Below are 26,385 nucleotides of genomic sequence, written 5' to 3' on the forward strand. Positions count from 1 at the left end.
CCTCCCCGTTGCGTGCAATTACGTAGTTCCGCAAAATCAAGGCCGTGAGCCTCGAACAACGCGTTGCCGACCTGGAGCGACGGCTGGCAGCGCTGGAGAGCGCCCAGCACACCGCCCCCCGCCTGAGCGAGGGCGACTTCTGGGCCCTGCAAGGGTTCAAGGACCAGCTGGCCGAGCTGGGAGCGACCGACGGAGGCGTCCTGTTCACCGGCACGGTACGGCTGCCGACCGGAGAGCGCTACGACTGGCAGCACGGCACCCTGACCGAGGGCCTGCTGGGCGACGACTGGACCGAGTCCGCCGAGTCATTCGCCGCGCTCGGCCACCCGGTCCGCCTGCGACTGCTCCGCGAGATCCTGGGCGGCCGACGCACCGCGGCCGAACTGGCCGACCTGGACGAGATCGGCACCACGGGCCAGATCTACCACCACCTACGCCAACTGACCGGCGCAGGCTGGCTGCACACCACCGGCCGGGGCCGCTACGAGGTCCCACCCGGCAGGGTCGTACCCCTACTGGTGGCACTGTCGACGGCACGGCCGTAGGAACGCACCCGCAGCCGCGTACGGCGGGAAGGGGACGTGGCGGGGGGTGTCCGCCCGCAGTGGCCGGCGTCAAGAAACGCTCAGCACCCTGCCCGACTCCAGCCGCCGGTCCGAGGACGGACACCCCCCCCACGGCCCCGACCCACCCCACCACCGCAGGCGCTACGCGCACCCCCACACACCCCGCACAGGCGCCGCAGGCATCAACGCGAACCCCCACCCACCGCCGTTGGCACCCACGCACCCCCACCGACCACCCGCATAGGCTGCAGCCCATGCCCCCGGCCAAGAAGCGCACCCGCACCTACGACCCCGCCAAGATCCGTACCGCGGTGCTCACCCAGTTCGGTCATGTACGCCACGCCGTACACACCCTCACCGACGAGCAGCTGGCGCTCCCCACCCGCCTGCCGGGCTGGACCGTGCGGGACCTCGCCGCGCACGTGACCATGGCCGTGGAAACCGTCAGCCGCAACCTCGACCGCGACGAGCCGGCCAAGCCCGGACTCACCCTCCTGGACTGGCCCTTCGCCACCGCCGCCCGAGCGGAAGACATCGCCGACGGCACCCGCGACCTCGCCATGGCCCACCCCGACCTCGACGCCCTCTACGCCCACACCGAGGCCCGCCTCACCCAGGCGCTGGCGGACGCCCCCGGCGACCGCGTCCTCGCCGCCCGCACCGGCGCCATGACCCTCGCCGACTACCTGGTCACCCGCACCGTCGAACTCGTCGTCCACACCGACGACCTGAACGCCGCCGTCCCCGGCCTCGACATCCCCCACGACCGCCAGGCCCTCGCCGCCTGCACCCGCCTCCTCGCCGACGCACTCGCCACAAAGGCACCCGGCGGCTCGACCGAGGTGCGCATCCCGCCGTACGCCGTCGTGCAGTGCGTACCGGGCCCGAGGCACACCCGCGGCACCCCGCCCAACGTCGTCGAGACCGACCCGCTGACCTGGATCCGACTGGCCACCGGACGGCTGACGTGGCAGGAGGCAGTCACGGAGGCCAAGGTGAGCGCGAGCGGGGAGCGGGCGGACCTGGGCGGGCTGCTGCCGCTCATGGGGTGACATCCGCCAAGCGGAACCGAGCGGAACCGGTCCCGCGCCCCTCCCGTCCCACCGGCATGGACACACTCGGCATGGACACAAAGCGACTGGCCGCCCTCGCCGCCCTGACCCTCCTCCCGCTCGCGGCCGCCTGCGGCAGCGAGGACGCGGGCAGCGACACGGTCGGCGCCGCGCCGTCGGCTGCCGTCACCGGCGTCCACTGGGCGGTCGACGACGTCACCGTCGACGGAAAGAAGAGCGCCGCCCCGACCAGCACCTACCTGCGGATCGCCGACGGCGGCAAGGCCAGGGGCAACCTCGGCTGCAACAACTTCAGCGCCGACGCGGCCTTCGCCGACAGCCGCGTCACCTTCGACAGGATGCAGTCGACCGAGATGGCCTGCGAGGGCGTACCCACGGGCTTCGAGCAGACCCTCGCCCGCACCCTCACCGACGGCGAACTCACCACCGAGGTCGACGGCGACAAGCTCACCCTCACCACGGCGGACGGCGACCGAGTGGCCCTCAGCAAGCAGGACGCCGCCCCGCTCAAGGGCACGAAGTGGACCATCACCAGCCCCGACGCCGACGGCAAGGCCCATCTCACCTTCGACGAGAAGACCGGACAGGTCAGCGGCAGCCTCGGCTGCAACAAGGTGAAGGCGACAGCGACGTTCCGCGACGGCAGTATCACGCTCGGCACCGCGTCCACCACCCGAATGATGTGCGACACCTCACTCATGAAGACGGAGAAGACCCTCCTGGGCCTCTTCGACGGCACGGTGAAGTACGAACTGGATCACCGCAACCTCACCCTGACCAGCGAAAACGGCGAGCGCGTCAGCGCGGCCGCCGCCGAGTGATCCTTTACGGTCGCGTATCCCCAATTCGGACCAGTGGTCGATCTCGCCTACACTCGGTGGCGTGCCACGTGGTGACGGTCGACTCAATCACGATCTGCTCCCCGGCGAGAAAGGCCCCCAGGACGCGTGTGGCGTCTTCGGTGTCTGGGCTCCGGGCGAAGAGGTCGCAAAGCTCACGTACTTCGGGCTCTACGCCCTCCAGCATCGGGGCCAGGAATCCGCGGGGATCGCGGTCAGCAACGGCTCCCAGATCCTCGTCTTCAAGGACATGGGCCTGGTGTCCCAGGTCTTCGACGAGACCTCGCTCGGTTCGCTGCAGGGTCATATCGCGGTCGGTCACGCCCGCTACTCGACCACCGGCGCCTCCGTGTGGGAGAACGCCCAGCCGACGTTCCGCGCCACCGCGCACGGCTCGATCGCGCTCGGCCACAACGGCAACCTGGTCAACACGGCCCAGCTCGCCGAGATGGTCGCCGACCTGCCCAAGCAGGAGGGCGGCCGCACCCCGCGCGTCGCGGCCACCAACGACACCGACCTGCTCACCGCGCTGCTCGCGGCCCAGGTCGACGAGGACGGCAAGCCGCTGACCATCGAGGAGGCCGCGCACCAGGTCCTCCCGCAGGTCAAGGGCGCCTTCTCGCTCGTCTTCATGGACGAGCACACCCTCTACGCCGCCCGTGACCCGCAGGGCATCCGCCCCCTGGTCCTCGGCCGCCTGGAGCGCGGCTGGGTCGTCGCCTCGGAGTCCGCCGCGCTCGACATCTGCGGCGCCAGCTTCGTCCGCGAGGTCGAGCCGGGCGAGTTCGTCGCCATCGACGAGAACGGCCTTCGCACCTCCCGATTCGCGGAAGCGAAGCCCAAGGGCTGTGTCTTCGAGTACGTGTACCTGGCCCGCCCGGACACCGACATCGCCGGCCGCAACGTCTACCTCTCCCGCGTGGAGATGGGCCGCAAGCTGGCGAAGGAAGCCCCGGTCGACGCCGATCTGGTCATAGCGACCCCGGAGTCCGGCACCCCGGCCGCCATCGGCTACGCGGAGGCCAGCGGCATCCCGTTCGGCGCGGGCCTGGTGAAGAACGCCTACGTCGGCCGTACGTTCATCCAGCCCTCGCAGACCATCCGCCAGCTCGGCATCCGCCTGAAGCTGAACCCGCTGAAGGAAGTCATCAAGGGCAAGCGCCTGGTCGTCGTCGACGACTCGATCGTGCGCGGCAACACCCAGCGCGCCCTGGTCCGCATGCTCCGCGAGGCGGGCGCCGCCGAGGTCCACATCCGGATCTCCTCGCCGCCCGTGAAGTGGCCCTGCTTCTTCGGCATCGACTTCGCCACCCGCGCCGAGCTCATCGCCAACGGCATGTCGATCGAGGAGATCGGCACCTCGATGGGCGCCGACTCGCTGGCGTACATCTCCATCGACGGCATGATCGAGGCGACCACCATCGCCAAGCCGAACCTGTGCCGCGCCTGCTTCGACGGCGAGTACCCGATGGAGCTCCCGGATCCCGAGCTGCTCGGCAAGCAGCTCCTGGAGACCGAGCTCGCGGCCGGTACGGCCGCCCCGGCTGCCGTCGACGCGATCCGTCGCCCGTAAAACAGCCCGCTATACCTGCTGTACGACACGAAGGTTCTCATTAGCCATGTCTGAGACAACTGGTGCCAGCTACGCAGCCGCGGGCGTCGACATCGAGGCGGGCGACCGCGCGGTCGAGCTGATGAAGGAGTGGGTGAAGAAGACCCAGCGCCCCGAGGTCCTCGGCGGCCTCGGCGGTTTCGCCGGCCTCTTCGACGCCTCCGCCCTCAAGCGCTACGAGCGCCCGCTGCTGGCCTCCGCCACCGACGGCGTCGGCACCAAGGTCGACGTCGCGCGCCAGCTGGGCGTCTACGACACCATCGGCCACGACCTGGTCGCCATGGTCATGGACGACATCGTGGTGTGCGGCGCCGAGCCGCTGTTCATGACCGACTACATCTGTGTCGGCAAGGTCCACCCCGAGCGGGTCGCCGCCATCGTCAAGGGCATCGCCGAGGGCTGTGTGCTCGCCGGCTGCGCCCTGGTGGGCGGCGAGACGGCCGAGCACCCGGGTCTGCTGGGCGAGGACGACTTCGATGTCGCCGGCGCCGGTACGGGCGTCGTGGAGGCCGACCGGCTGCTGGGCCCGGATCGCATCCGTACGGGTGACGCGGTGATCGCCATGGCGGCGTCCGGCCTTCACTCGAACGGGTACTCGCTGGTCCGCCACGTGCTGCTGAACCAGGCCGGTCTCGCCCTGGACACGCAGATCGACGAGCTGGGCCGCACCCTCGGCGAGGAGCTGCTGGAGCCCACCAAGATCTACTCGCTGGACTGTCTGGCCCTCACCCGCACCACCGATGTGCACGCCTTCAGCCACATCACCGGTGGCGGTCTGGCCGCCAACCTGGCCCGGGTGATCCCCGACACCCTGCACGCGACCGTCGACCGGTCCACCTGGACCCCGGCCCCGATCTTCGACCTCGTCGGCAGGACCGGCTCGGTCGAGCGGCTGGAGCTGGAGAAGACCCTGAACATGGGCGTCGGCATGATCGCGATCGTCCCGGAGGAGTCCGCGGACGCCGCCCTGGCGACGCTGGCCGACCGTGGGGTCGACGCCTGGTTCGCGGGCGAGATCATGGATCGTGGCGAGCACACCACCGGCGCCGCCCTGGTCGGCACGTATTCACGCTAGGAGCGCCGCGAGGTGCGACCGGCGAGGGCAGCGCAAAACCCGGTCCGGCGGAAAACCGCTCAGGACCGGGTCAGGCACTGCTGGACAGTCAAGCGCCGCGGCGTTGTTGCGACGTGGGACCGGACTCGTCGTCCTCGTCGTCCTCATCGTCGTCGTTGTAGAGATCCGCGTACTGGGCGTACGGGTCGTCTTCTTCGTCGTCCTCGAACGGCTCGCCGTTCGGCGGCTGGCTCGAAGTCGAAGCGCCCAGCTCGTTGGCCAGACGCGACAGGTCAGTCCCGCCGCTGTTGTACTTCAGCTGGCGGGCGACCTTCGTCTGCTTGGCCTTGGCCCGGCCGCGCCCCATGGCTCGACCCCCTCGGTGACGGGGCTCGACGGCCCCAGAGTCTCGACACGCGTTCATGATCTGGAACGGACTCTCCGCAGAGAGGCCGGTCCGTAGGGCTTCCACGGTACCTGAGCCCGCGCCCATACGGTACGTCGCCCGCAGCACAGGCGTGTGCCCAGGACCTTCGAGGCGCCCCGTCCTCGCTGGTCAACCGCGATTTTAACCACTTATCGGCGGTCGACCCGCCGGTAGAAGTGAGAGTTCTCTCCAACTGCCCACCGGCGGGTACCGGTCAAACCTGTGCGAGAGGCCCGGTTCGGCGAATCAGTGCGCTGCGCGGGCCTCCGCCATCCGCTGCTCGGCGATCCGGTCGGCCGCGGCGGCCGGCGGAATCCCATCCGTCTTCGCACGTGCGAATATGGCCAGCGTGGTGTCGTAGATCTTCGAGGCCTTCGCCTTGCACCGCTCGAAGTCGAAGCCGTGCAGTTCGTCGGCGACCTGGATGACACCGCCGGCGTTGACCACGTAGTCGGGCGCGTAGAGGATCCCGCGGTCGGCGAGGTCCTTCTCGACGCCCGGGTGGGCGAGCTGGTTGTTGGCCGCGCCGCACACCACCTGGGCGGTCAGCACCGGCACGGTGTCGTCGTTCAGGGCCCCGCCGAGCGCGCACGGGGCGTAGATGTCGAGGCCCTCCACGCGGATCAGGGTCGCGGTGTCGGCGACGGCCGTGACGCCCGTCGGATGGGCCGCGAGGATGCGGCCGACGGCCTCCTCGCGGACATCGGTGATGACGACCTCGGCGCCCTCCGCCCGCAGGTGCTCCACCAGGTGGTGGCCGACCTTGCCGACACCGGCGATGCCGACCTTGCGGCCGCGCAGCGACGGGTCGCCCCACAGGTGCTGGGCGGAGGCCCGCATGCCCTGGTAGACGCCGAAGGCGGTGAGCACGGAGGAGTCGCCGGCGCCGCCGTTCTCGGGGGAGCGGCCGGTGGTCCAGCGGCATTCACGGGCCACGACGTCCATGTCGGCGACGTACGTACCGACGTCGCACGCGGTGACGTAGCGGCCGCCCAGCGAGGCCACGAACCGGCCGTAGGCCAGCAGCAGCGCCTCGCTCTTGATCGTCTGCGGATCGCCGATGATCACGGCCTTGCCGCCACCGTGATCGAGTCCGGCCAGGGCGTTCTTGTACGACATCCCGCGCGCGAGGTTCAGCGCGTCGGCGACGGCGTCCTCCTCGGAGGCGTACGGGTAGAAGCGCGTACCGCCGAGGGCCGGGCCCAGGGCGGTGGAGTGGATGGCGATGACGGCCTTGAGGCCGCTGGCTCGGTCCTGGCAGAGCACGACTTGCTCATGACCCCCCTGATCCGAGTGGAACAGGGTGTGCAGGACGCCGTGTGTTACGTCGGTCACTGTGGTGACTCCTGAGTACTTTGCGGCGGTTGGAGCGAGCTCCCGTACGGGTGGCGGGTGCTGTTGAGCATGAGATTAGACCCGTGAGCGCCCGTCCAACCCGCAGAGCTCAGGATCACCTACTCCCGGAGTAAGGCCGTGCGACGATTTGCATAGTTTTCCCGCGCGTTTGTCAGCGGGTTTCGCAGGTTTCCCTGGCAGACGGCGGGGGAGGGAGCAGGCGTGCCCAAGGTGTCCTCGGTGATCGTCCCGTACACGACCTATCTGCGGGTGTACGAGCCGCTGGCGGCCTTCCCGGAGCCGGAGCGCGGCCACTGGGCCCGTTACGCCCGCCGCCCCGACCGGCCCTCGTACCAGGACGAACTGCGCCGTTCGCTGGCGGACTTGCTGCCCACCCCGCCCGTCGCGGTGCCGGTGCACGAGAGCAGCGACGCCTTCGTGCTGGAGATCGACGGGGTGCTGTGCGTGTGCCCGTGGCGCACCCGGCTGCGCGGCTGGCAGGCGCTCGGGGAGCTGCCCGAGGAGCTGCCGAAGCCGGTGCTCGACGCGGTGCTGCCGGAGGTCGTACGGCGCCAGGCGGCCCAGGACTACGAGCGCTGGCTGGCCCGCAACCCGGACGCCCGGCCGTGGATCCGCACCTCGACCTGGCAGGTGCCGCTGCACTGGTTCGTGCTGGTGTCGGACGAGGAGCGGCGCTTCGACAAGGGCTCCGGCGAGGTGCCGCCGATGCTGCGCTACCGGACGCCGATGGTGCAGGCCCGGCGGCGCGTGGCACGGGCCCTGCGGACGCTGAAGGACACCATCGACGCGGGCCCCCTCATCGACGGTCTGGTGGACGTCGGGCGCTGGCTGGAGGAGTTCCACCCGCGCTCCCTGGTCGAGCTGGACTACGGCGGCCTCGTGCACACCCTGCCGGCCGGCGAGCTGGAGGACGACCACTCGGCGGCCGATGTGGCCGACGGCATCGAGGCGCTGCGCCAGGGCGACGGGACGGGCGCCGGGGAGGCGTACGCGCGGCTCGTGGAGCGGTGGCGGTCGGTGCGGGACCGGCGTTCGGCGAACTGAGCCGGCCGGTGTGATCCAGCACACTATTGCCCGTGTGATCCAACGCACTGCGGCCTGTGTGATCTGACGCACAGTTGCCTGTGTGATCTGACGCACTGTGTGACGTAACGAACTGGCGTTTGACGGGCCGCCCGTTTTGGGGTTTCGTGCTCCTTCTGGGGTTTCTGATGTCTCGTCAACATGGGGCGTAGGCCCCGATCCGGGCGTATGCATCAAGGGTGCGTCTACGCGCGCAAGCGTGACGGAATGCACGTACGCGGCTCTTGCGCCCCTAACCCCTCCTCGTGCCAAAATAGGACAAGGAGTCCGGGGAGGACTCTCTCTCGACATTGCACGCTTTGGGGGGTCTTGAGACTCCTGCACGCCACTGTGACTGATCGTCACAGTGGCGTGACTGTCCGCTATGGCATGGTCCATCGGCTTCCGTCGCTGATGAACACCTGGGAGGGCAATTCCATCGGTTTGGCCGACGCGGCTGGACAGATGGTGTAGTTGTAGTGCCGAGGACAAGCCGTTCGTCCTATAACCGACTCGACTCGCGTCCGCCATTTCGGGCAACGCGGGTCAAGGTGCAGAATTTAGAGGAAAGAACCGAGAAGGTTCGGTTCTCCCGAGGAGGCCGCTCATGACCGCTCGCACCCCTGATGCCGAGCCGCTGCTGACCCCGGCTGAGGTCGCCACCATGTTCCGCGTGGACCCCAAGACGGTCACGCGGTGGGCGAAGGCCGGGAAGCTTACTTCCATCCGTACGCTCGGCGGACACCGCCGTTACCGCGAGGCTGAGGTCCGCGCTCTGCTCGCGGGTATCCCGCAGCAGCGCAGCGAGGCCTGAACAACTCCATAACCGGGCAAAACGGCAGTTCCCCCAACTCGCCGCGGCGCCCGAACCCTAGCTCCAAGCGACGCGGGTCCTGCCCCAACAGGGCCCACGCCCAAGCCGAACAGAGCACTTCAGGCACGCGACAAGGGTGCGTCGTCGATCGCGCTGGACTCCGCCGGGTCCAGCGCGATCTTTTTGTGCCCCCGACGGCTGCACTCTGGGTGACCGGTGAGGGGGGACTGCGTATGTGCCCGGTGTGTGCCGGGACTGTGCACGACCGGGCCCGGAACCTGCCTGGAACCTGGTGCAATTGCACATATTAAATTGACCACTTGTAGGAGGGGTGTAAGTCCTACTCGGTCGGAAACTTATACGGTGACACCCGTCACACGCCACGGTGCTTGTTGCTTCTGCCCCATGTGCGCTAATGGGACCCGTGTGATCCAGTTGCCCGCCACGAGGCGGGAGTTGACGCCATGACCTGACCGCCGAGCATCACGCGGTGGACGGGGCCTCCTCCTCGGCGACCTCGTCCCGGACCGGCCGGTAGCTGCGGGTGCCCGGATCCATCGCCAGCCGCAGCAGGCGATGGCATATCGGGCAGTGCCGCGTGAGGTGCCGATAGGAGGAGGCGGCCGACAGGTGCGCGCGGAGCAACGCCCGCGTCTCGTGCCTAGCCGATGCCGCCATACGCCACCTCCAGGAGCCATGCGAGAAAGAGCCCTGATTTCTGGGTACCGAGCGAATGTGACGCCGTCAAGGCGGCGGGGGACTCCGTCGGTGGCGCCGCGTTGTGGGTGCCCGGCGCGCTGAGGGCGCCCGGCGCCGCCCCTGGCCGCCCCTTGGGGGCCTGCGGCCCCCAGACCCCCGCTTCGGCCCTGAGCGGGCCTCGTCCTCAAACGCCGGACGGGCTGGTTGGTGCCGCGACCGGGACATACGGGGAGTGCCGGCACCGGGACGTGAAGAAGGGCCCGCATCCGCCATGGGATACGGGCCCTTCTCCACTCACTGCGGTCCTGACGGGATTTGAACCCGCGGCCTCCACCTTGACAGGGTGGCGAGCACTCCAAACTGCTCCACAGGACCAGGTTTCGCTGCGCCATTCGTGCGTTGCGCTGCGAGAAGAGACTGTACAGGAGGGTGCGCCCCCTGGTCGAACTCACCCAGCGTGCACGCCCCGTTACGGCGCCAGCGCGTCGATCGCCTTCACAATCCGCTTGTCCGAGATCGGGTACGCCGTGCCCAGCGCGTGCGCGAAATAGCTGACGCGCAGCTCCTCCAGCATCCAGCGGACGTCCAGCACCTGCTGCGGCACCGGCCGCCCCTGCGGCATCTGCTCCAGGAGCCAGGCGTACTCGTCCTGCATCTCGTGGACCTTCTCCATGCGCGTCGTATCCCGCTGGACGTTCGTCGGCATCTGCTGCAGACGGCGGTCCACCGCGATCAGATAGCGCATCAGGTCGGGCAGCCGGCGCAGCCCCGCCTGCGTCACGAAACCCGGCTTCACCAGCGCGTCCAGCTGCTTGCGCACATCCGTGAGGTTCGCCAGCAGGGCAGGGCTGCGCACGCCCTTCAGACGCCGCTCAGCGGCCTGCCAGGCGGCGAGGACCTGCTGCACCTGGCCCACCGCACGCACCGTCGTGTCCACGATCTCGGCACGCACCTTGTCGTACAGCTTCCGATACGACTCCTCGTCCCACGCCGGCCCCCCGAAGTCGGCGATCAGCTTGTCCGCCGCCGCCATCGCGCAGTCGTCGAACAGGGCCTGGATCGAACCGTGCGGGTTCGCGGACAGCGCGAGCTTCTGCGGGTTCGTGAGGCGATCGCTCGCGAACTTCGCGGGACTGACCGGGATATTGCGCAGGATCAGCCGCCGCGTACCCCGCCACATCGCCTGCGCCTGCTCCGCGTCGGTGTCGAAGAGGCGCACGGAGACCGTGTCGCCGTCGTCCACCAGCGCCGGGTACGCCCTGACCGGCTGACCGGCACGGCGGGTCTCGAAGACACGGGTGAGCGAGCCGATGGTCCAGTCCGTCAGACCCTTGCGCTCCAGGGACTCCCCGCCCTGCCGGGAAGCGGTCGCCGCCGCGGCCTGCGACAGCGCCTTGCGGGCCTTCGGCTTCAGGCGGAGCTTCAGCGCCTCCAGATCCTTGTCCTCGGCCAGCTTGCGCCGCCGCTCGTCGACGATCCGGAACGTGATGCGCAGATGGTCCGGGACCTTCGCCCAGTCGAAGTCGTCCGCCTCGAAGGGGACGCCGACCATCCGCTTCAGCTCCCGCGCCATCGTCACGGTCAAAGGCTCCTGGAGCGGAACGGCCGTATCGAGGAACCGCTTCGCGAAGTTCGGCGCCGGCACATAGTTGCGGCGAATCGGCTTCGGGAGGGAACGGATCAGCTCCGTCACCAACTCCTCCCGCAGACCCGGAATCTGCCAGTCGAAGCCCTCGTCCGTGACCTGGTTGAGCACCTGGAGCGGGACGTGCACCGTCACACCGTCCGCGTCCGCACCCGGCTCGAACTGGTACGTCACCCGGAACTTCAGCGCCCCCTGCCGCCACGAGTCGGGATAGTCGGCCTTGGTGACCGCCTCCGCCGACTCCCGGATCAGCATCTCCCGCTCGAAGTCCAGGAACTCCGGCTCCTCGTGCCGCTTGCGCTTCCACCAGGAGTCGAAATGGGCACCCGACACCACATGCTCGGGAACCCGCTGGTCATAGAAGTCGAACAGCGTCTCGTCATCGACCACGATGTCCCGGCGCCGCGCCCGGTGCTCCAGCTCCTCGACCTCACTGAGGAGCTTGCGGTTGTCGGCGAAGAACTTGTGATGCGTACGCCAGTCACCCTCGACCAGGGCATTGCGGATGAACAGCTCGCGGCTGACCTCCGGGTCCACACGGCCGTAGTTGACCTTGCGCTGCGCGACGATCGGGACGCCGTACAGCGTCACCTTCTCGTACGCCATCACCGCCGCCTGGTCCTTCTCCCAGTGCGGTTCGGAATACGTCCGCTTCAGCAGATGCCCCGCCAGTGGCTCGACCCACTCCGGCTCGATCCGGGCATTGACCCGGGCCCACAGCCGGGACGTCTCCACCAGCTCCGCCGACATCACGAACCGCGGAGGCTTCTTGAAGAGCGCCGAGCCGGGGAAGATCGCGAACTTCGCGTTGCGCGCCCCCAGATACTCGTTCCGGCCGCCCTCCCTGCGCCCGGCCGGCGCCGAGTCCTTGGACTCCTTCACATCCTTCATCCCGATGTGCGAGAGAAGCCCGGCGAGCAAGGAGATGTGGACCCGATCGCTGGGAGCGTCGTCCTCGTTGAGATGGATGCCCATCTGCTTGGCCACGGTCCGCAGCTGCGTGTAGATGTCCTGCCACTCACGGATACGCAGGAAGTTCAGATACTCCTGCTTGCACATGCGACGGAAGGACGACGACCCGCGCTCACGCTGCTGCTCACGGACATAGCGCCACAGATTGAGGAACGCGAGGAAATCACTCGTCTCGTCCCGGAAACGGGCATGCTGCTGATCGGCCTGCGCCTGCTTGTCCGACGGACGCTCCCGCGGATCCTGGATGGACAGCGCGGCCGCTATGACCATCACCTCACGGACACAGCCGTTCCTGTCCGCCTCCAGAACCATCCGCGCCAGACGCGGATCGACGGGCAGCTGAGCCAGCTTGCGGCCGGTGTCCGTGAGCCGCTTGCGCGCGTCCTTCTGCGTCGGGTCCAGCGCGCCGAGCTCCTGCAGAAGCTGCACACCGTCGCGGATGTTGCGATGGTCCGGCGGATCGATGAACGGGAACTTCTCGATGTCGCCCAGCCCCGCCGCCGTCATCTGCAGAATGACCGACGCCAGATTCGTCCGCAAGATCTCCGCGTCCGTGAACTCCGGCCGCGCGAGGAAGTCCTCCTCGCTGTACAACCGGATACAGATACCGTCACTGGTGCGGCCGCAACGGCCCTTGCGCTGGTTGGCGCTGGCCTGGGAAACCGGCTCGATCGGGAGCCGCTGCACCTTTGTGCGATGGCTGTAGCGGCTGATACGGGCGAAGCCCGGATCGATGACGTACTTGATGCCCGGAACCGTCAGGGACGTCTCGGCGACATTCGTCGCCAGAACGATCCTGCGCCCGGTGTGCTGCTGGAAGACACGATGCTGCTCCGCGTGCGAGAGGCGGGCGTACAGCGGAAGGATCTCCGTGAACCGATACTGCTTCTTCGTCAGCGCATCCGCCGTGTCCCGGATCTCCCGCTCACCGGAGAGGAAGACCAGGATGTCGCCCTTCCCCTCCGCCATCAGCTCCTCGACCGCGTCCGTGATCGCGGTGATCTGATCCCGGTCCGTGTCCTCGGAATCCTCCTCGAGCAACGGCCGGTAACGCACCTCCACCGGATACGTCCGCCCGCTCACCTCGATGATCGGCGCATCCCCGAAATGCCGCGAGAACCGCTCCGGATCAATCGTCGCCGAAGTGATGACGACCTTCAGATCGGGCCGCCTCGGCAGCAACTGCGCGAGATACCCCAGCAGGAAGTCGATGTTGAGAGACCGCTCGTGCGCCTCGTCGATGATGATCGTGTCGTAAGCGCGCAGCTCGCGATCCGTCTGGATCTCGGCCAGCAGAATGCCGTCCGTCATCAGCTTGATGAACGTGCCCTCGGGGTTCACCTGATCGGTGAACCGCACTTTCCAGCCCACCGACTCACCGAGCGGCGTGTCCAACTCCTCCGCCACCCGCTCGGCGACCGTACGAGCCGCGATACGCCGAGGCTGCGTATGCCCGATCATCCCCCTGACGCCGCGCCCCAGCTCCAGACAGATCTTCGGAATCTGCGTCGTCTTCCCCGAACCGGTCTCACCGGCCACGATCACGACCTGATGATCCCGGATGGCCGCCGCGATCTCATCCCGCTTCTGGCTGACCGGCAACTGCTCCGGATAGCCCACGGCGGGCACCCGGCCCCGGCGCGCCGCCATCCGCTCCTCGGCCTTGACGATCTCCGCCTCGATCTCACCGAGCACAGCGGAGCGAGCCTCCGCCTGACGGATCTTGCGCGCGCCCTCGAGCCGCCTGCCGAGCCGATGCGCATCACGCAGCGAAAGCTCGGACAGACGGGGGGCGAGGGAGCCGAGGGCGGGGGCAGGGTGCGTAGACATACGCGGTCCAGGATCTCACCTCGCCCAAATCACTGGCTAACCATTTGATCCGGGCGTCGGTGCGAGGGCAGTGTCTCGGGATGCGAAACATCAAGGGCCCCGACCGTGTGATCGGGGCCCTTGAAGGTTGTGGCTGGGGCCGGGGTCGAACCGGCGACCTTCCGCTTTTCAGGCGGACGCTCGTACCAACTGAGCTACCCAGCCGTGAGGGCTTCGAGAGGCCTCACAGCGGTCCTGACGGGATTTGAACCCGCGGCCTCCACCTTGACAGGGTGGCGAGCACTCCAAACTGCTCCACAGGACCAAGCGATGCGTACGACAGTGTCGCACACCGTACTGCGTGCCCCCAACGGGATTCGAACCCGTGCTACCGCCTTGAAAGGGCGGCGTCCTAGGCCGCTAGACGATGAGGGCTATCGGCCCGCCTGGGCGCTTCTCAGCGCGTCGGGGACGTGAGAAGCATATGGGATGTCGGGAGGTATCGCCAAAACGGTTTACGGGGTGGGTGCGGGCGAGGGGGACAGGGGCGGGGACGGGGAGTCCGTCGCGCCCGGCTGGTTCTCTTCGACCAGGTGGCGTCGTACCTCCGCGGTGGTCAGGCCGAGGCCGCCGAGTTCGATCTCGTCCCAGGCCTGGAGGCGGTGGGTGGCGCGGTCGAAGTACAGGACCGATGTCTGGATGGGGTCGGGGTGTTTGCCTTCGACGGCGCGCAGGCCGCTGCCGCCGGTGGAGCCCTCGATGCGCAGACGGGTGCCGTAGCGCAGGAGCTCGGTCTCCTGGTGGTGGATGTGGCCGGCCAGGGCCAGCGGGACCTCGCCGTCGGTCTGGCGGGCTGCCACCGGTTCGTGGGCGACGGCGACGTCGACGGGGGTGCCAGCGGCCTTCTGGTCGCGGAGGGAGGTGGCGAGGCGGGCGCCGGCGAGTTCGTTGGCGGCGTCGCCGCCGGGGACCTTGGAGCGGTCGGGGGTGAACTGGGGGTCGCCGATGCCGGCGAAGCGCAGCCCGGCGACGTTCGCCGCCTTGCCGTCGTCGAGGACGTGGACGTTCTCGAGGTCTTCCAGATAGCGCTGGGTGATGCGGGAGTCGTGGTTGCCGCGGACCCAGACGTAGGGGGCGCCGAGGTCTTCGATGGGGTCGAGGAAGCCGTTCTCGGCGGCGGTGCCGTGGTCCATGGTGTCGCCGGAGTCGACGATGACGTTGATCTTGTACTGGTCGACGAGGGAGGCGACGATCTTCCAGCTCGCGGGGTTGAGGTGGATGTCGGAGACGTGCAGGACGCGGATGGTGCTGGGGTCGGGGGCGTAGGCGGGGAGGGTGGAGGTGGCGTCGTAGAGCTTGGTGACGTTGGTGACGAGGCGGGCCAACTCCTTTTGGTAGACGTCGAATTCGGTGACGATGCTGCGCGCGTTGCCGACGAGGGACGGGGCGGAGGAGAGGAGTCCTGAGAACTTCGGTTCCAGGACTGATTCGGGGTTCCAGGTGGCGTATGCCGTGCCGCCGGACGCGGCCAGGAGGGTGAGGGCGAGGCCGCCGGCGGCCAGGGCGCGGCGGGGGCGGCGGTAGACGGCGAGGCCGAGGGCGGCGGCGCCGGTGACGACGGCGACGCAGCTGCGCAGGGCGAGGTCGCGGGTGCCGTGGGCGATGTCCTGGGTGACTTCGTCCTGGAGGCCGGAGAGGCGTTCGGGGTGGTCGACGAGGGCTTGGGCGCGTTCGGGGTCGAGCTGGTCGACGTTGACGTCGAGGCGGACGGGGGCGTTGTGGCTGTCGAGTTGGAGGGCGCCGAGGGGGGAGACGTTGATCTTGGTGCCGCCCGTGACGGAGGGGCGGAGGGTCATCGTCGTGTTCATGGGGCCGACGGGGACGCGGACGTTGCCGACGATGAGGAGGCCGAGCCAGGCGCCGAGGAGGACGACGGTGAGGAGCCCGAGGGCGCGGCTCCAGGGGTGCGGGTGGGTGACGAGTTCGAGGGTGGGGAGGGGGCGGCGGGTGGCGTAGCGGCGGGCGAGGGCGCGCGGAGCCCTGGGGAGGTGACCGATGGCTTTCATGACTGCGGCGGGGACGCGGGCCATTGGTCCCGTATGCCCAAGCGCGGGGGTGGTTATGCCGGGCCGTTCGCGGCTCCCGGGGCTGGGTCGTGCCCGACAATGGGCCTGTGCTGGAGATGACACGCGAGGAGTTCGAGGAACTGGTCGCCGAGGCCCTGGACCGGATTCCGCCGGAGCTGACGCGGCTGATGGACAACGTCGCGGTGTTCGTCGAGGACGAACCGCCGGCGGACGATCCTGAGCTGCTCGGGTTGTACGAGGGGACTCCGCTGACGGATCGCGGCGAGTGGTATGCCGGGGTGCTGCCGGATCGGATCACGATCTATCGGGGGCCGACGTTGCGGATGTGCGGGTCGCGGGAGGAGGTCGTCGAGGAGACCGAGGTGACGGTGGTGCATGAGATCGCGCATCACTTCGGGATCGACGATGAGCGGTTGCATGCGCTCGGATACGGGTGAGTGCGCGGGTGTGAGGTGTGCGGTCCGGCTTGTTCGGGGCGCGTGTCCTCTTGTGGGCGGCGGGAGTTGGGCAGGTTGACTTCTTCGCCCGCCACTGGAGGTGGCCACCGTGCGCCCCTTGTCTGTTCCTGTCCGTCTGGCTGCCACGGTGGTGGCCGTCGCCGCGGCCGCCGGCTGTATGAGTGTGGGCGACGACGGTGGTGGCGGGGGCGCGAGGCCGTCGCATTCGGCCGGGCAGCGGGGTGGTGAGGCGCCGGACGGGGGGTCGGCCGTGTCGGGTGGTGGGTCCGGGTACGGGGCGCATACGGATGGTGGCGAGCGGGACAAGGCCAAGGGCGAGGGCAAGCGCGGCAAGGGGGCCGCAGGGTCGGCGTCTCCGTCGGTCTCGCCGTCCACGGAGGTGAGTGCGTCGGCTCCGGTGGGGGGCGACGGGCCGCAGAAGCCGGGGCGGAGTGAGAAGCCGGGTCCCACGCGTACGGCGGAGCCGACGCCTGCCCGGTCGGTGGAGCCGGAGCCGACGCCCAGCGCGGAGCCGTCGACGGTCGCGCCGACGCCTACGGAGGCGGAGCCGTCGTCGTCGGCGCATGAGGAGACGGGGCCGCAGTTGGGGCAGCGGGAGCCGGCGCCGGCCGCGGGGGCGCCGGCGTGAGGTGGGGTGGGTAGGGCCGGGCGCGAGTGACGTTGCCTACACCGGCTTCGGCCGGTTTGCCTTGGGGGGCTGGGGGTGCGTATGGTGGTAGATCGTTTGATCCCATTTGCCCGGCGCCACTGCAGAGCGCGCCGTGTGGCGCGTACTCTCCCTTGCCGTGGCGGACCGCATTGAGGCGGTCGTATTGCGAATCACGGAGTTGACGGGCGCGTGCCGACGAGACTCCGGAAGGTTTCGCTTACGCATGTCCATTTCCAGTACTGACCACGTCGTCATGCCCGAGGACGCCCAGGTCGCGGCCGCCGAGGAGACCCCCGAGGTCACCTTCGCGGACCTCGGTCTGCCCGAGGGCGTCGTGCGCAAGCTCGCGCAGAACGGCGTGACGGTCCCCTTCCCGATCCAGGCCGCGACCATTCCGGACGCGCTGGCCGGCAAGGACATCCTCGGCCGTGGCCGCACCGGCTCCGGCAAGACCCTGTCGTTCGGTCTGCCGACGCTGGCGCGGCTGTCCGGCGGCCGTACCGCCAAGCACAAGCCGCGCGCCGTCATCCTCACCCCGACGCGTGAGCTGGCGATGCAGGTCGCGGACGCGCTGCAGCCGTACGGCGACCAGCTCGGCCTGAAGATGAAGGTCGTGTGCGGCGGTACGTCCATGGGCAACCAGATCTACGCCCTTGAGCGGGGCGTGGACGTGCTGGTCGCCACCCCGGGCCGACTGCGCGACATCATCAACCGCGGCGCCTGCTCCCTCGAGGACGTCGAGGTCGCCGTGCTCGACGAGGCCGACCAGATGTCCGACCTGGGCTTCCTGCCCGAGGTGACGGAGCTGCTCGACCAGGTTCCGGCGGGCGGTCAGCGGATGCTGTTCTCCGCGACCATGGAGAACGAGATCAAGACTCTCGTCGACCGGTACCTGACGGAGCCGGTCCTTCACGAGGTCGACGCCGCCCAGGGTGCCGTGACGACCATGTCGCACCACATCCTGATCGTGAAGCCGAAGGACAAGGCGCCGGTGACGGCCGCGATCGCCTCCCGCAAGGGCCGGACGATCATCTTCGTCCGCACCCAGCTGGGCGCCGACCGTGTCGCCGAGCAGCTGCGCGACGCCGGCGCGAAGGCGGACGCGCTGCACGGCGGCATGACGCAGGGTGCGCGGACGCGGACGCTGGCCGACTTCAAGGACGGGTACGTCAACGTGCTCGTCGCCACGGATGTCGCCGCGCGCGGTATCCACGTCGACGGCATCGACCTGGTGCTGAACGTGGACCCGGCCGGTGACCACAAGGACTACCTGCACCGGGCCGGCCGTACGGCGCGTGCGGGGCGTACGGGTACGGTCGTCTCGCTGTCACTTCCGCACCAGCGCCGCCAGATCTTCCGGCTGATGGAGGACGCGGGTGTCGACGCCTCGCGCCACATCATCCAGGGCGGTGCCGCGTTCGACCCGGAGGTCGCCGAGATCACCGGCGCCCGTTCGATGACCGAGGTGCAGGCGGAGTCCGCGGGCAACGCCGCGCAGCAGGCCGAGCGTGAGGTGGCTCAGCTGACCAAGCAGCTGGAGCGGGCGCAGCGGCGTGCCGTGGAGCTGCGCGAGGAGGCCGACCGGCTCGTCGCCCGTGTGGCGCGCGAGCGGGGCGATGACCCCGAGGCGGCGGTGGCCGAGGCGCAGGCGGCGGTGGCCGAGGCCGCGGAGGCCGTCGAGGTGGCGGTGCCCGAGCAGCCGGTGGCGCAGGACGTGGAGCGGAACGACCGTGAGCGGGGCGACCGGGGCGGGTTCGGCCGGGACCGTGGGCGTTCCTTCGAGCGCCGGGACGACCGGGGTGGGTTCAACCGGGACCGTGACCGTGACCGTGATCGGGACCGGGACCGTGGCTTCGAGCGTCGGGACCGCGATGGTGACCGTGGTGACCGTGGTGGTTTCCGTCGGGACGACCGTGGTGGGCGTTCCTTCGACCGTGACCGTGGCGGGCGTTCGTTCGAGCGCCGGGACCGTGATGGTGACCGTGGCGGTTTCCGTCGGGACGACCGTGGTGGGCGTTCCTTCGACCGTGACCGCGGTGGCCGTTCGTTCGAGCGTCGGGACCGCGATGGTGACCGTGGCGGCTTCCGTCGCGACGACCGTGCCGGGCGTTCCTTCGACCGGCGTGACGAGCGTGGCGGGCACCGTGGCAGCGACCGTCCGTTCAACCGCGACCGCCGTGACGACCGTCCCGGTTTCCGCTCCGGTGGCCACGAGCGGCCGTACGGCCGTCGTGACGACCACCGTGGCGGCGGCTCCTTCGGGCGCCGTGAGGACAAGCCGCGTTGGAAGCGCAACGGCTGACGTCGGCCGGGCGCCGGTGAGCGCCGGCTGAGCAGTGAACGTGCGGAGCGCCGTGGCCGGTTCGGGCCGCGGCGCTCTGCTGTGTACGTCGGGGGCGCGGTGGCCGTGTCCCCGACGTCGACGCGGCCGTGTCCCCGATACCCGATCGGAGACGCGGCCAGGTGCGGCTATGCTCGGGGTGGCAACATCGTCTGGGCCCTTAGCTCAATTGGCAGAGCAGTGGACTTTTAATCCATTGGTTGTGGGTTCGAGTCCCACAGGGCCTACGGGTTGTAGGCGGGGGATACCCCCTCTGACCTGCTGTGCAGCGCCTGAGTCGGCTTCGGTCGGGTCGGGCGCTGCTTCGTTTTCGAGCCACTGCGTGAGCGGATGTGGGCGTGGCCTGCGGTTCGGGTGCCGCTTGAGCGGTCGAATCGGCAGCTGCCGTACGCGATCGGGGGGATCAGTTTCGCTGCCTTCTCGGCGATTTCGCGGTCCAGCTCAGGGAGCAGGCTCGCCGTCGATAGACGGCGCGCCTAAGGTCCGAAAGCTGTTGCGCATGACGGGGATGTGGAGCATGGGGCGGGTCATCCCTCGTGCGTTCCAGACGAGGGGGGCTTTGCGGGTCCAGGTGTCCTGCTCAAGCGTGTCGAGGAGGAAGCGGGCGAGATCGGCGCGGTTGATCCGCATCCCCGGCTTCTCGGTGCCGGCCTCGGCGGCGCGCGGAGAGCCGCTCATCGGCTTGTCGGTGAGGGCGACGGCCCGGGCGAGGGTCCAGTCGACGTCGGAGGCGCGCAGGAGCTGGTCGACGCCGTGGTGATCGTCGAAGCCGGCCTTGAGGTTGGAGACCTTGATCAGGGCCTTGAACACCGGGTTGAGCCGGGCCCAGTCGTCTCCGGCGCCCATCGTGGAGGTCAGGACGATCCGGTTGATGCCCTCCTCCTTCATCACGGTCAGGGTGTTGCGAGTGGCGTCGGTCATGAACATGGGCGGGCTGACGGGTTTGGCCCAGGGGTTGTCGGAGGCGCGGGAGTTGTTGAGCGCGCTGAGCACCGCCTCCGTTCCGTCGGCGGCCTTGCGGATGTCGTCGATGTGGGCGGGCGTGCCCTGGATCAGTTCGACGCCGGCCGGGGCCTGGACGGCGTCGGGGTTGCGCACGAGGGCCCGGACGCGGTGGCCGCGCTGTGCGGCCTCGTTGAGGACGTGGATGCCGGTGCGACCGGTGCCGCCGAGGATGAGCAGGTGGGACATGGTGATCGATTGCCTTTCGGGACCGGCCGGGCCGGGCTCTTTCGGGACCGGCCCGGCCGGGGTGGGAGACGGTCGAGGCCGGTCAGGCGGCCTGCCGGCCGCCGATGGCCGTGGCCAGGCCGCGTGCCTGGGCGTGGGCGTCGGTCAGCGACGCCTCGTGGAGGGGGAGGAGAGGGGCCAGTGCCGGCACGTGCGGAGCCATGGTCAGTTCGGGTAGGACCGTCGTCAGGTCGAGGCCGAGGTTGGTCGGGTGGCCCAGGACGGTTTCCAGCGTCGGCACCAGATGGTCCATGCCGTGCTTGGGGGCGCCGGGGCCGTAGCCGCCGCCACGTGCGGAGATCAGCACGGCCGGGCGGCCGACGGTGGGAGGAGGTCCGTCGAAGCTCAGGGTGCGGCCGTTGACCATGATCTGGTCCAGCCATGCCTTGAATACGGACGGCATCGTGAGGTTGTACATCGGCACGGTGAACAGGTAGGCGTCGGCGCCGAGGAATTCCTCGATCAACTCGTCCTGGACCGCCGCGGCCTTCGCCTGCTCGGGGGTGCGCTCGGCAGGGTCGGTGGTGCGGGCGGTGATGCCCGCCGCGCTGAGGTGCGGGGCGGGGGAGACGGCCAGGTCACGGTGGACGACCGCGCCCTTCCACTCGTCACGGAAGGACCGGGCGACCTGACGGGAGACGGATGCCTCGCCGAGCGAGGACGCATCGATGTGCAGCAGGTACGACATGGAGGAATCAGCCTTTCAAAACGATCAAGGGTGAGTCGGGGAGCGAAGGGTGGAGGTCAGCTGTGGGCCGGTACGGCGCAGCCGTCGGGGCCGCAGACCGGAGCGTCGTCGTCGGTGCCCGGGGTGAGCGGGTGGGACTCGTCCCAGGCCGTGCGCAGCACGTCGAGAAGGCCGTCGCTGTCCTGGGCCCCGGGGATGCCGTACTTGCCGTCGACGACGATGAAGGGCGCGCCCGTGGCACCCAGGCGCTGGGCGCGGGCGGCATCGTCGCGGACCTGCCGCTGGTAGCGGTGCTCGGTGAGCGCCCGGCGGGTGCCCTCCCGGTCCAGAGCGATCTGCTGACCCAGGTCGAGCAGGTCGTCCAGGCTGAAGACCGGGCGGGCCTGACCGAAGTAGGCGCGGAAGATCGCGTCCCAGGCTTCGCGGTTCCTGCCCTCGGCGGAGGCGTGGGCGAGGAACTCGTGCGCCAGGTCGGTGTTGCCGACCAGGTTGTCCAGCACCTTGTAGGGGCTGAGCCCCTCGGACTCGGCCAGCGCCTCGATCCGACGCGTGGACACCTCCGCCTGGGAGGCGTCCATGCCGTGCCGGCGCAACAGCGCGTCACGGACGCTGAAGATCTCGCCCACGGGGAACGAACTGCTCAGCGGGAACGAGTGGTGGACGACCTCCACCTCATCGCCGTGCTCGAACCGCTCCACGGCCCGGTCCAGACGGTGGCTGCCAAGCCCACACCACGGGCAGGTGACCTCGGCCCAGATCTCGATCTTCATGACGCGCCTCCCATGCCTGCGCTTCAATTCCTACGTTTTGTTCGTAGCGCCATGATGGGCCAGTATGGAAGTCGATACAAAAGGCACATTGGTGTTCGTGCCGGAGAGGAATGTGCGTCATGGAGGTCACGAGCAGTTCGGGCGGCGCGGCAGCGGCGGGGCCCTGCGCCCGCATCCCCGCCGAGCACATGGCCTTCATCCGCCAGGTCCTCGACCGTGTCGGCGACAAGTGGAGCCTGCTCGTCATCGCGGTCGTGGAGGCCGGCCCGCTGCGCTACACCGACCTGCAGCGCCAGGTCCCCGGAATCTCCCAGCGGATGCTCACCCTCACACTGCGCCAGCTCCAGCAGGACGGTCTGATCACCCGCACCGCCTACGCGGAGGTTCCGCCGCGCGTCGAGTACTCCCTCACCCCGCTGGGCCGCGGCCTCCACGAGATCGTGACGTCCCTGATCGGCTGGGCCGCCGACCACCATGACGAGATCCGCGAGCACCGGGCCCGCGCCGCGGCAGCGGCAGCCGGGTCCTGACCGCAGGGTCAGCGAGCGGCTGTCGGTGCCGGCCAGGGGGAAGTCGTTCTGCGTGGTGAGGACGAGGGTGTGCGTCGTCATGCCGACGCCGGCGCCGAGCAGGAAAGACGTACACGCAGGCGTTCCGGCTGATGATCTGGCCGGAGGCGATGCCTTGCGTTTGATCCGCTGGCCACTCTTCGAGGCGTGCCTGCTGCCGTGGCGGTGGGCGGATCCGGGGGCGAGGGGGCGCTCCTGGCTCGGGTGGGTTGCCTGCCCGTGCCGGATGGCTCGGGCAGGCTGTCCGTGTGGGCGGTGTCAGTCCCGGCTTCCGCCGATGCCGCCCACGGGGGCGATCTCGGCGATGCGGGCGAGGTCCTCGGCGGGCAGCGTGAATTCGGCCGCGGCGACGTTCTCCGTGACGCGGTCGAGGTTGCGCGAGCCGGGGATGGGGACGATGTAGTCCTTCTTCGCGAGCAGCCACGCCAGCGCCAGCTGCGACAGCGTGGCGCCCTTGCTCTCGGCGAACTTGGTCAGCTCCTCGACGATGGCGACGTTGACGTCGAAGTTCTCCGGCTTCCACCAGGCCAGCTGCCGGCGGAAGTCGTTCGCGTCATAGTGATCGATGGACTTGACGCCGCCGCTGAGGAAGCCGCGTGCGATCGGCGAGTAGGCGACGAACCCGATGCCGAGTTCCTCCAGCACCGGGAACAGCGGCTCGGTGTCGAGGGCGAAGATCGAGTACTGGTTCTGCAGGGCCGAGATCGGGTGCACCGCGTGAGCCCTGCGGATGGTGTCCTCGTCGGCGTTCGACAGGCCGAGGTACTTGACCTTGCCGGCGTCGACGAACTCCTTCATCGCACCGACCACGTCTTCGACGGGGACGTTCGGGTCGGGCATGTGCTGGTAGAGCAGGTCGATGGTGTCGGTGTTCAGGTTGCGCAGGCTGTTGTCGACCACCTCACGGATATGTTCCGGCCGCGAGTTGGTCCCCCAGGTCTCGGTGAAACCGAACTTGGTCGCGATCGTCACCTCGTCACGGATCGGCGCGAGCGCGTGGCCGAGCAGCTTCTCGCCCTCGCCCCAGCCGTACAGCTCGGCGGTGTCGAAGTGGGTGACGCCCAGTTCGTGGGCGCGGCGGATCGCGGCGATCGACTCGGTGTCGTCCGAGGGGCCGTAGGCGAAGGCGGTGCCCATCGCGCCGTAGCCGATGGCCGACAAGGTCAGGCCCTGGGCGCCCAGTGTCCTGGTCTGCATGAGGTACTCCCTTGATCAAATCAAACTGTTCGGGCCGAACCGCACCAGTGCGGCGACGGAGGCGTCGCGTTCAATGCGCCGGACCGGAAGCGGTGGTTCGGACGTTGCGTAGGGCACCTCAGTCGCGGATGGTCATGCCGCCGTCGATCGACCAGGCTTGCCCGTTGACCCAGGTCGCGTCGTCGGACAGCAGGAAGGTGGCGGCGGCGGCCGGGTCGGCGGGCAGGCCCAGGCGCGGACTGCGGACCATCCCGAGGACCATGGCCTTGAGCTCCTCGCCGGCCTGCTGCTGCGCGGTTTCGGTCATGGTCACGCCGGGGGCGACGGTGTTGCAGCGAATGCCCTGCTTGCCCCAGGCGGAGGCGATGTGCCGGGTCAGCGCGTTGATGGCGGCCTTGGACGCGCCGTAGGCGGGTCGCTCGGGCTCGCCTATCCAGGCCGAACCCGATGAGGTGTTGACGATGGCGCCGCCGCCCTGAGCCAGCAGGTGAGGGATGGCCGCGCGGCAGGTGAGGGCGTAGCCGAACAGGTTCACCTCGAAGGTGCGGCGCCATACGGCCAGGTCCATGTCGAGCAGGTTCGTGTCGCGGCCCAGGTTCTGGGGGGAGAGGTCGGCGCCGACGTTGAACAGCCCGTCGATCCCGCCCAGTTCAGTGACGGCCGTGTGGATGAGCGCCTGGATCGAGCTCTCGTCGGCGAGGTCGAACTCGACGGCGAGCGCGGTGCCGCCGGTTTCGTTGAGGCGCTTGGCCGTGGTCTGTGCGGCATCAAGGTTCCGGTCGCCGATGACGACTGAGGCGCCTTCCTTCGTGAGCCGCTCGGCCGTGGACGCGCCGATCCCGGCGGCACCCCCGGCGATGACGATCCTCTTGCCCTGCAGTCCTCGCATGTCCCTCTTCCTCTCTGGCGGTGACGGTGGCAGGACCAACTATAGGCAGCGCTCTGTCGGTTTTCCAACATCATGTTGGAAAACCGTCAGGATGTTGTCTATGTTGGTGTGAGGGAAGGTAGGCTGAGGAGCATGGCCATGATCAAGAGCAGCGGCGCAGTGCCGGGCGATCGACGTGTGCGACGCACCCGGGCAGCTCTGCAGAGCGCCGTGATCGATCTCGTCGAGGAGCGGGACGTTTCCCAGATCAGCGTCGCCGACGTCGTCGACCGGGCCGACGTGAACCGCTCGACGTTCTACGCCCACTACCAGGACGTGAACGAACTGGTCGAGGACGCCTGCACTTCGATGATCGACGACATGATCGGGTTCGTCGTTGCCCTCGACCCCGCCCGGGCGAACCCGTCGGGTCCCCCGGAGGATCCGGTGGACCCGGATCCCGTACTGACGGCCTTCTTCGAGCATCTCGCCGAGCACGCGGGCCTGTACCGCGGCCTGCTGGGGCCGACGGGAAGCGCCCGCGTCATCGAGCACGTACGTCTGCGCACCACGGCGGCCGCGCACTCCTCCGCATACCTCGGCGCCACGGCCGACACCCCGCCGCCGGACACGGCCGATCCCTCCGACCTCCCCCACGACGTCCCTGCGGCGTTCGCGGCCGGTGCGCTCCTGGGGGTGGCCAGCGACTGGCTGCAGCGCGGATGCCCGCGAACACCACTTGAGATGACCGTCCTGACCAAGCCTCTCCTGCTCGCCCTGTCAGCCGCCGCCATCACGCCGCCCGCGCCGTAGCGCCTGGTCCGTCGTGCCCTCAGGGGCCCGGACTTCGACACCTACAAGCCGCTGGCCGAACCGTCGCCCGCCACGGTCAGACCTGAGATCACGAGGTGGCCATGCCGCCGGGGGCTCTCAACCGCGGTCGGCGGCACCGGGGCGCTCCCGAGGCATCAGCACCCGCGCCCTGCCAGCAGCGGCCACAGCCAAACCCGCAGCAACGCCCAAGTGCCACAACGGCATCCGCCCGTCGTCAGCGGTGCCCGCATCTGCGTTCGCCAGCGCCACCACCGTGAAGAGATACCCCAGGGAGACAGCCGCAGCCGCAGAAGCGACATAGATCGTCCGTAACGCGAGCGACCTCTGTACCGTCCCCCCGGGACAGCCCCAAGCCGAGGGTGAGCAAGGTCAGTTCGGAGATCAGCAGCATCTCCACCGGGGAGGCGGAACGGTTGGCGTCTCCTCCCTCGTCGAAGTGCACGGCCATGGGATCCGGCGGATTCGGCCACGACACGATGAACACCACAGCCACCACGAGTTCGCCATCGTCGCTGGCTTGGTGGCGTGGGATGGCCCAGTACACCGGCTCGGGCGCATCGGGCTGGATGGGGGGCGGGTACAGGGGCGCTTCCGAAGGCTGGCTTGAGGAACCGTTCGTTGGCCGTTGAGACGACTGCAGATCCTTGGGAAACTGCTGGTCACCCGACGTGTTATGCGTGAGCGGACGGCGAAGCAGCAGCCATCACTGGTCAGACCACGCGTCGGTCACTACTTGCCCTGACCAGGTGGTTCCGGACACCGAAGA

22 protein-coding genes and 5 tRNA genes are annotated in these 26,385 nt (G+C 69.2%); 13 read left to right on the forward strand and 14 right to left on the reverse strand.

Going from position 1 to position 26,385, the window contains the following annotated elements:
• The first annotated feature begins 44 nt into the window (after positions 1-44).
• The 5 genes from IM697_RS02300 (at position 45) to purM (ending at position 5,165) form a co-directional block, all read left to right on the forward strand.
• Positions 45-545 carry an ArsR/SmtB family transcription factor gene (locus IM697_RS02300; RefSeq protein ID WP_194044201.1) on the forward strand — a complete coding sequence of 167 codons (501 nt, stop codon included), beginning with the start codon at positions 45-47 and terminating at the stop codon, positions 543-545.
• A gap of 275 nt (positions 546-820) precedes the next feature.
• On the forward strand, positions 821-1,618 hold the full coding sequence (locus tag IM697_RS02305; RefSeq protein WP_194044203.1) for a maleylpyruvate isomerase family mycothiol-dependent enzyme: 798 nt from the start codon (positions 821-823) through the stop codon (positions 1,616-1,618).
• A 71-nt stretch (positions 1,619-1,689) separates the two neighbouring features.
• On the forward strand, positions 1,690-2,460 hold the full coding sequence (locus tag IM697_RS02310; RefSeq protein WP_228044466.1) for an META domain-containing protein: 771 nt from the start codon (positions 1,690-1,692) through the stop codon (positions 2,458-2,460).
• Positions 2,461-2,521: 61 nt separating this feature from the next.
• The gene (purF, locus tag IM697_RS02315) at positions 2,522-4,051 is read left to right on the forward strand and encodes an amidophosphoribosyltransferase (protein ID WP_194044207.1); all 1,530 of its coding nucleotides are present in this window, start codon (positions 2,522-2,524) and stop codon (positions 4,049-4,051) included.
• Positions 4,052-4,097: 46 nt separating this feature from the next.
• Complete coding sequence (gene purM / locus IM697_RS02320; protein ID WP_194044209.1) at positions 4,098-5,165, forward strand: phosphoribosylformylglycinamidine cyclo-ligase; 1,068 nt, start codon at positions 4,098-4,100, stop codon at positions 5,163-5,165.
• Between the two features lie 88 nt (positions 5,166-5,253).
• Here the strand turns inward: purM and IM697_RS02325 are convergent, their stop codons facing one another.
• On the reverse strand, positions 5,254-5,511 hold the full coding sequence (locus IM697_RS02325) for a DUF3073 domain-containing protein (RefSeq protein WP_194044211.1): 258 nt from the start codon (positions 5,509-5,511) through the stop codon (positions 5,254-5,256).
• Positions 5,512-5,817: 306 nt separating this feature from the next.
• Positions 5,818-6,906 carry a Leu/Phe/Val dehydrogenase gene (locus IM697_RS02330; RefSeq protein ID WP_194044213.1) on the reverse strand — a complete coding sequence of 363 codons (1,089 nt, stop codon included), beginning with the start codon at positions 6,904-6,906 and terminating at the stop codon, positions 5,818-5,820.
• A gap of 222 nt (positions 6,907-7,128) precedes the next feature.
• Here IM697_RS02330 and IM697_RS02335 point away from each other — a divergent pair, with 222 nt between their 5' ends.
• Both IM697_RS02335 and bldC read left to right on the forward strand, forming a co-directional pair.
• Positions 7,129-7,971, forward strand: coding sequence for a DUF8083 family protein (locus IM697_RS02335; RefSeq protein WP_194044215.1), 843 nt, complete (start codon positions 7,129-7,131; stop codon positions 7,969-7,971).
• 625 nt (positions 7,972-8,596) lie between these two features.
• Positions 8,597-8,803 carry a developmental transcriptional regulator BldC gene (gene bldC / locus IM697_RS02340; RefSeq protein ID WP_003949541.1) on the forward strand — a complete coding sequence of 69 codons (207 nt, stop codon included), beginning with the start codon at positions 8,597-8,599 and terminating at the stop codon, positions 8,801-8,803.
• Positions 8,804-9,286: 483 nt separating this feature from the next.
• On the opposite strand, the gene IM697_RS02345 is transcribed toward bldC, so the two are convergent.
• The 7 genes from IM697_RS02345 to IM697_RS02375 form a co-directional block, all read right to left on the reverse strand.
• A complete protein-coding gene (locus IM697_RS02345; RefSeq protein ID WP_194044217.1) occupies positions 9,287-9,481 on the reverse strand; it encodes a DUF6274 family protein in 195 nt (64 codons plus the stop codon).
• 321 nt (positions 9,482-9,802) lie between these two features.
• Positions 9,803-9,877: transfer RNA gene (locus IM697_RS02350), tRNA-Asp, on the reverse strand.
• A 94-nt stretch (positions 9,878-9,971) separates the two neighbouring features.
• Positions 9,972-13,949 carry an ATP-dependent RNA helicase HrpA gene (gene hrpA, locus IM697_RS02355; RefSeq protein ID WP_194044219.1) on the reverse strand — a complete coding sequence of 1,326 codons (3,978 nt, stop codon included), beginning with the start codon at positions 13,947-13,949 and terminating at the stop codon, positions 9,972-9,974.
• Between the two features lie 130 nt (positions 13,950-14,079).
• Positions 14,080-14,153: transfer RNA gene (locus tag IM697_RS02360), tRNA-Phe, on the reverse strand.
• Positions 14,154-14,178: 25 nt separating this feature from the next.
• Positions 14,179-14,253, reverse strand: a tRNA-Asp gene (locus tag IM697_RS02365).
• 37 nt (positions 14,254-14,290) lie between these two features.
• Positions 14,291-14,363: transfer RNA gene (locus IM697_RS02370), tRNA-Glu, on the reverse strand.
• Between the two features lie 80 nt (positions 14,364-14,443).
• On the reverse strand, positions 14,444-16,018 hold the full coding sequence (locus IM697_RS02375; protein WP_194044221.1) for a metallophosphoesterase family protein: 1,575 nt from the start codon (positions 16,016-16,018) through the stop codon (positions 14,444-14,446).
• Positions 16,019-16,101: 83 nt separating this feature from the next.
• On the opposite strand from IM697_RS02375, the gene IM697_RS02380 reads away from it, so the two are divergent.
• The 4 genes from IM697_RS02380 to IM697_RS02395 all read left to right on the forward strand — a co-directional run bounded on the left by IM697_RS02380 (position 16,102) and on the right by IM697_RS02395 (position 19,690).
• Positions 16,102-16,452, forward strand: a complete 351-nt coding sequence (locus IM697_RS02380; protein ID WP_194044223.1) for a metallopeptidase family protein — start codon at positions 16,102-16,104, stop codon at positions 16,450-16,452.
• A 109-nt stretch (positions 16,453-16,561) separates the two neighbouring features.
• Positions 16,562-17,101 (forward strand): hypothetical protein, encoded by a 540-nt coding sequence (locus IM697_RS02385; RefSeq protein ID WP_194044225.1) that lies wholly within the window; start codon positions 16,562-16,564, stop codon positions 17,099-17,101.
• A gap of 244 nt (positions 17,102-17,345) precedes the next feature.
• Complete coding sequence (locus IM697_RS02390) at positions 17,346-19,424, forward strand: DEAD/DEAH box helicase (RefSeq protein ID WP_194044227.1); 2,079 nt, start codon at positions 17,346-17,348, stop codon at positions 19,422-19,424.
• Positions 19,425-19,617: 193 nt separating this feature from the next.
• Positions 19,618-19,690: transfer RNA gene (locus IM697_RS02395), tRNA-Lys, on the forward strand.
• Between the two features lie 214 nt (positions 19,691-19,904).
• Here the strand turns inward: IM697_RS02395 and IM697_RS02400 are convergent.
• The 3 genes from IM697_RS02400 to IM697_RS02410 form a co-directional block, all read right to left on the reverse strand.
• Positions 19,905-20,654: an NAD(P)-dependent oxidoreductase gene (locus IM697_RS02400; protein ID WP_228044467.1), complete on the reverse strand. Its 750-nt coding sequence runs from the start codon at positions 20,652-20,654 to the stop codon at positions 19,905-19,907.
• Between the two features lie 82 nt (positions 20,655-20,736).
• Positions 20,737-21,381: an FMN-dependent NADH-azoreductase gene (locus IM697_RS02405; RefSeq protein ID WP_194044229.1), complete on the reverse strand. Its 645-nt coding sequence runs from the start codon at positions 21,379-21,381 to the stop codon at positions 20,737-20,739.
• A 56-nt stretch (positions 21,382-21,437) separates the two neighbouring features.
• Positions 21,438-22,151: a DsbA family oxidoreductase gene (locus IM697_RS02410; protein ID WP_194044231.1), complete on the reverse strand. Its 714-nt coding sequence runs from the start codon at positions 22,149-22,151 to the stop codon at positions 21,438-21,440.
• 119 nt (positions 22,152-22,270) lie between these two features.
• Between IM697_RS02410 and IM697_RS02415 the strand changes: the two genes are divergently transcribed.
• A complete protein-coding gene (locus tag IM697_RS02415) occupies positions 22,271-22,681 on the forward strand; it encodes a winged helix-turn-helix transcriptional regulator (RefSeq protein ID WP_194044233.1) in 411 nt (136 codons plus the stop codon).
• Positions 22,682-22,978: 297 nt separating this feature from the next.
• Here IM697_RS02415 and IM697_RS02420 read toward each other — a convergent pair whose 3' ends face one another.
• Both IM697_RS02420 and IM697_RS02425 read right to left on the reverse strand, forming a co-directional pair.
• The gene (locus IM697_RS02420; protein ID WP_194044235.1) at positions 22,979-23,917 is read right to left on the reverse strand and encodes an aldo/keto reductase; all 939 of its coding nucleotides are present in this window, start codon (positions 23,915-23,917) and stop codon (positions 22,979-22,981) included.
• A 118-nt stretch (positions 23,918-24,035) separates the two neighbouring features.
• Entirely contained in the window at positions 24,036-24,806 is a 771-nt protein-coding gene (locus IM697_RS02425; RefSeq protein WP_194044237.1) for an SDR family NAD(P)-dependent oxidoreductase, read from the reverse strand.
• A 138-nt stretch (positions 24,807-24,944) separates the two neighbouring features.
• Between IM697_RS02425 and IM697_RS02430 the strand changes: the two genes are divergently transcribed.
• Positions 24,945-25,598, forward strand: a complete 654-nt coding sequence (locus IM697_RS02430; protein WP_228044468.1) for a TetR/AcrR family transcriptional regulator — start codon at positions 24,945-24,947, stop codon at positions 25,596-25,598.
• The last annotated feature ends 787 nt before the right edge of the window (positions 25,599-26,385 follow it).

It is taken from the genome of Streptomyces ferrugineus (genome assembly GCF_015160855.1).
In the GTDB taxonomy this organism is placed as follows: Bacteria; Actinomycetota; Actinomycetes; order Streptomycetales; family Streptomycetaceae; genus Streptomyces; species Streptomyces ferrugineus.

Bases quoted from the DNA above. Each gene is read 5' to 3' on its own strand.
- IM697_RS02305 (WP_194044203.1), top strand. From the start codon at position 821: ATGCCCCCGGCCAAGAAGCGCACCCGCACCTACGACCCCGCCAAGATC.
- IM697_RS02310 (WP_228044466.1), top strand. From the start codon at position 1,690: ATGGACACAAAGCGACTGGCCGCCCTCGCCGCCCTGACCCTCCTCCCG.
- purM (WP_194044209.1), top strand. From the start codon at position 4,098: ATGTCTGAGACAACTGGTGCCAGCTACGCAGCCGCGGGCGTCGACATC.
- IM697_RS02325 (WP_194044211.1), bottom strand. From the start codon at position 5,511: ATGGGGCGCGGCCGGGCCAAGGCCAAGCAGACGAAGGTCGCCCGCCAG.
- bldC (WP_003949541.1), top strand. From the start codon at position 8,597: ATGACCGCTCGCACCCCTGATGCCGAGCCGCTGCTGACCCCGGCTGAG.
- IM697_RS02345 (WP_194044217.1), bottom strand. From the start codon at position 9,481: ATGGCGGCATCGGCTAGGCACGAGACGCGGGCGTTGCTCCGCGCGCAC.
- hrpA (WP_194044219.1), bottom strand. From the start codon at position 13,949: ATGTCTACGCACCCTGCCCCCGCCCTCGGCTCCCTCGCCCCCCGTCTG.
- IM697_RS02375 (WP_194044221.1), bottom strand. From the start codon at position 16,018: ATGGCCCGCGTCCCCGCCGCAGTCATGAAAGCCATCGGTCACCTCCCC.
- IM697_RS02390 (WP_194044227.1), top strand. From the start codon at position 17,346: ATGTCCATTTCCAGTACTGACCACGTCGTCATGCCCGAGGACGCCCAG.
- IM697_RS02400 (WP_228044467.1), bottom strand. From the start codon at position 20,654: ATGTCCCACCTGCTCATCCTCGGCGGCACCGGTCGCACCGGCATCCAC.
- IM697_RS02405 (WP_194044229.1), bottom strand. From the start codon at position 21,381: ATGTCGTACCTGCTGCACATCGATGCGTCCTCGCTCGGCGAGGCATCC.
- IM697_RS02410 (WP_194044231.1), bottom strand. From the start codon at position 22,151: ATGAAGATCGAGATCTGGGCCGAGGTCACCTGCCCGTGGTGTGGGCTT.
- IM697_RS02415 (WP_194044233.1), top strand. From the start codon at position 22,271: ATGGAGGTCACGAGCAGTTCGGGCGGCGCGGCAGCGGCGGGGCCCTGC.
- IM697_RS02420 (WP_194044235.1), bottom strand. From the start codon at position 23,917: ATGCAGACCAGGACACTGGGCGCCCAGGGCCTGACCTTGTCGGCCATC.
- IM697_RS02425 (WP_194044237.1), bottom strand. From the start codon at position 24,806: ATGCGAGGACTGCAGGGCAAGAGGATCGTCATCGCCGGGGGTGCCGCC.
- IM697_RS02430 (WP_228044468.1), top strand. From the start codon at position 24,945: ATGATCAAGAGCAGCGGCGCAGTGCCGGGCGATCGACGTGTGCGACGC.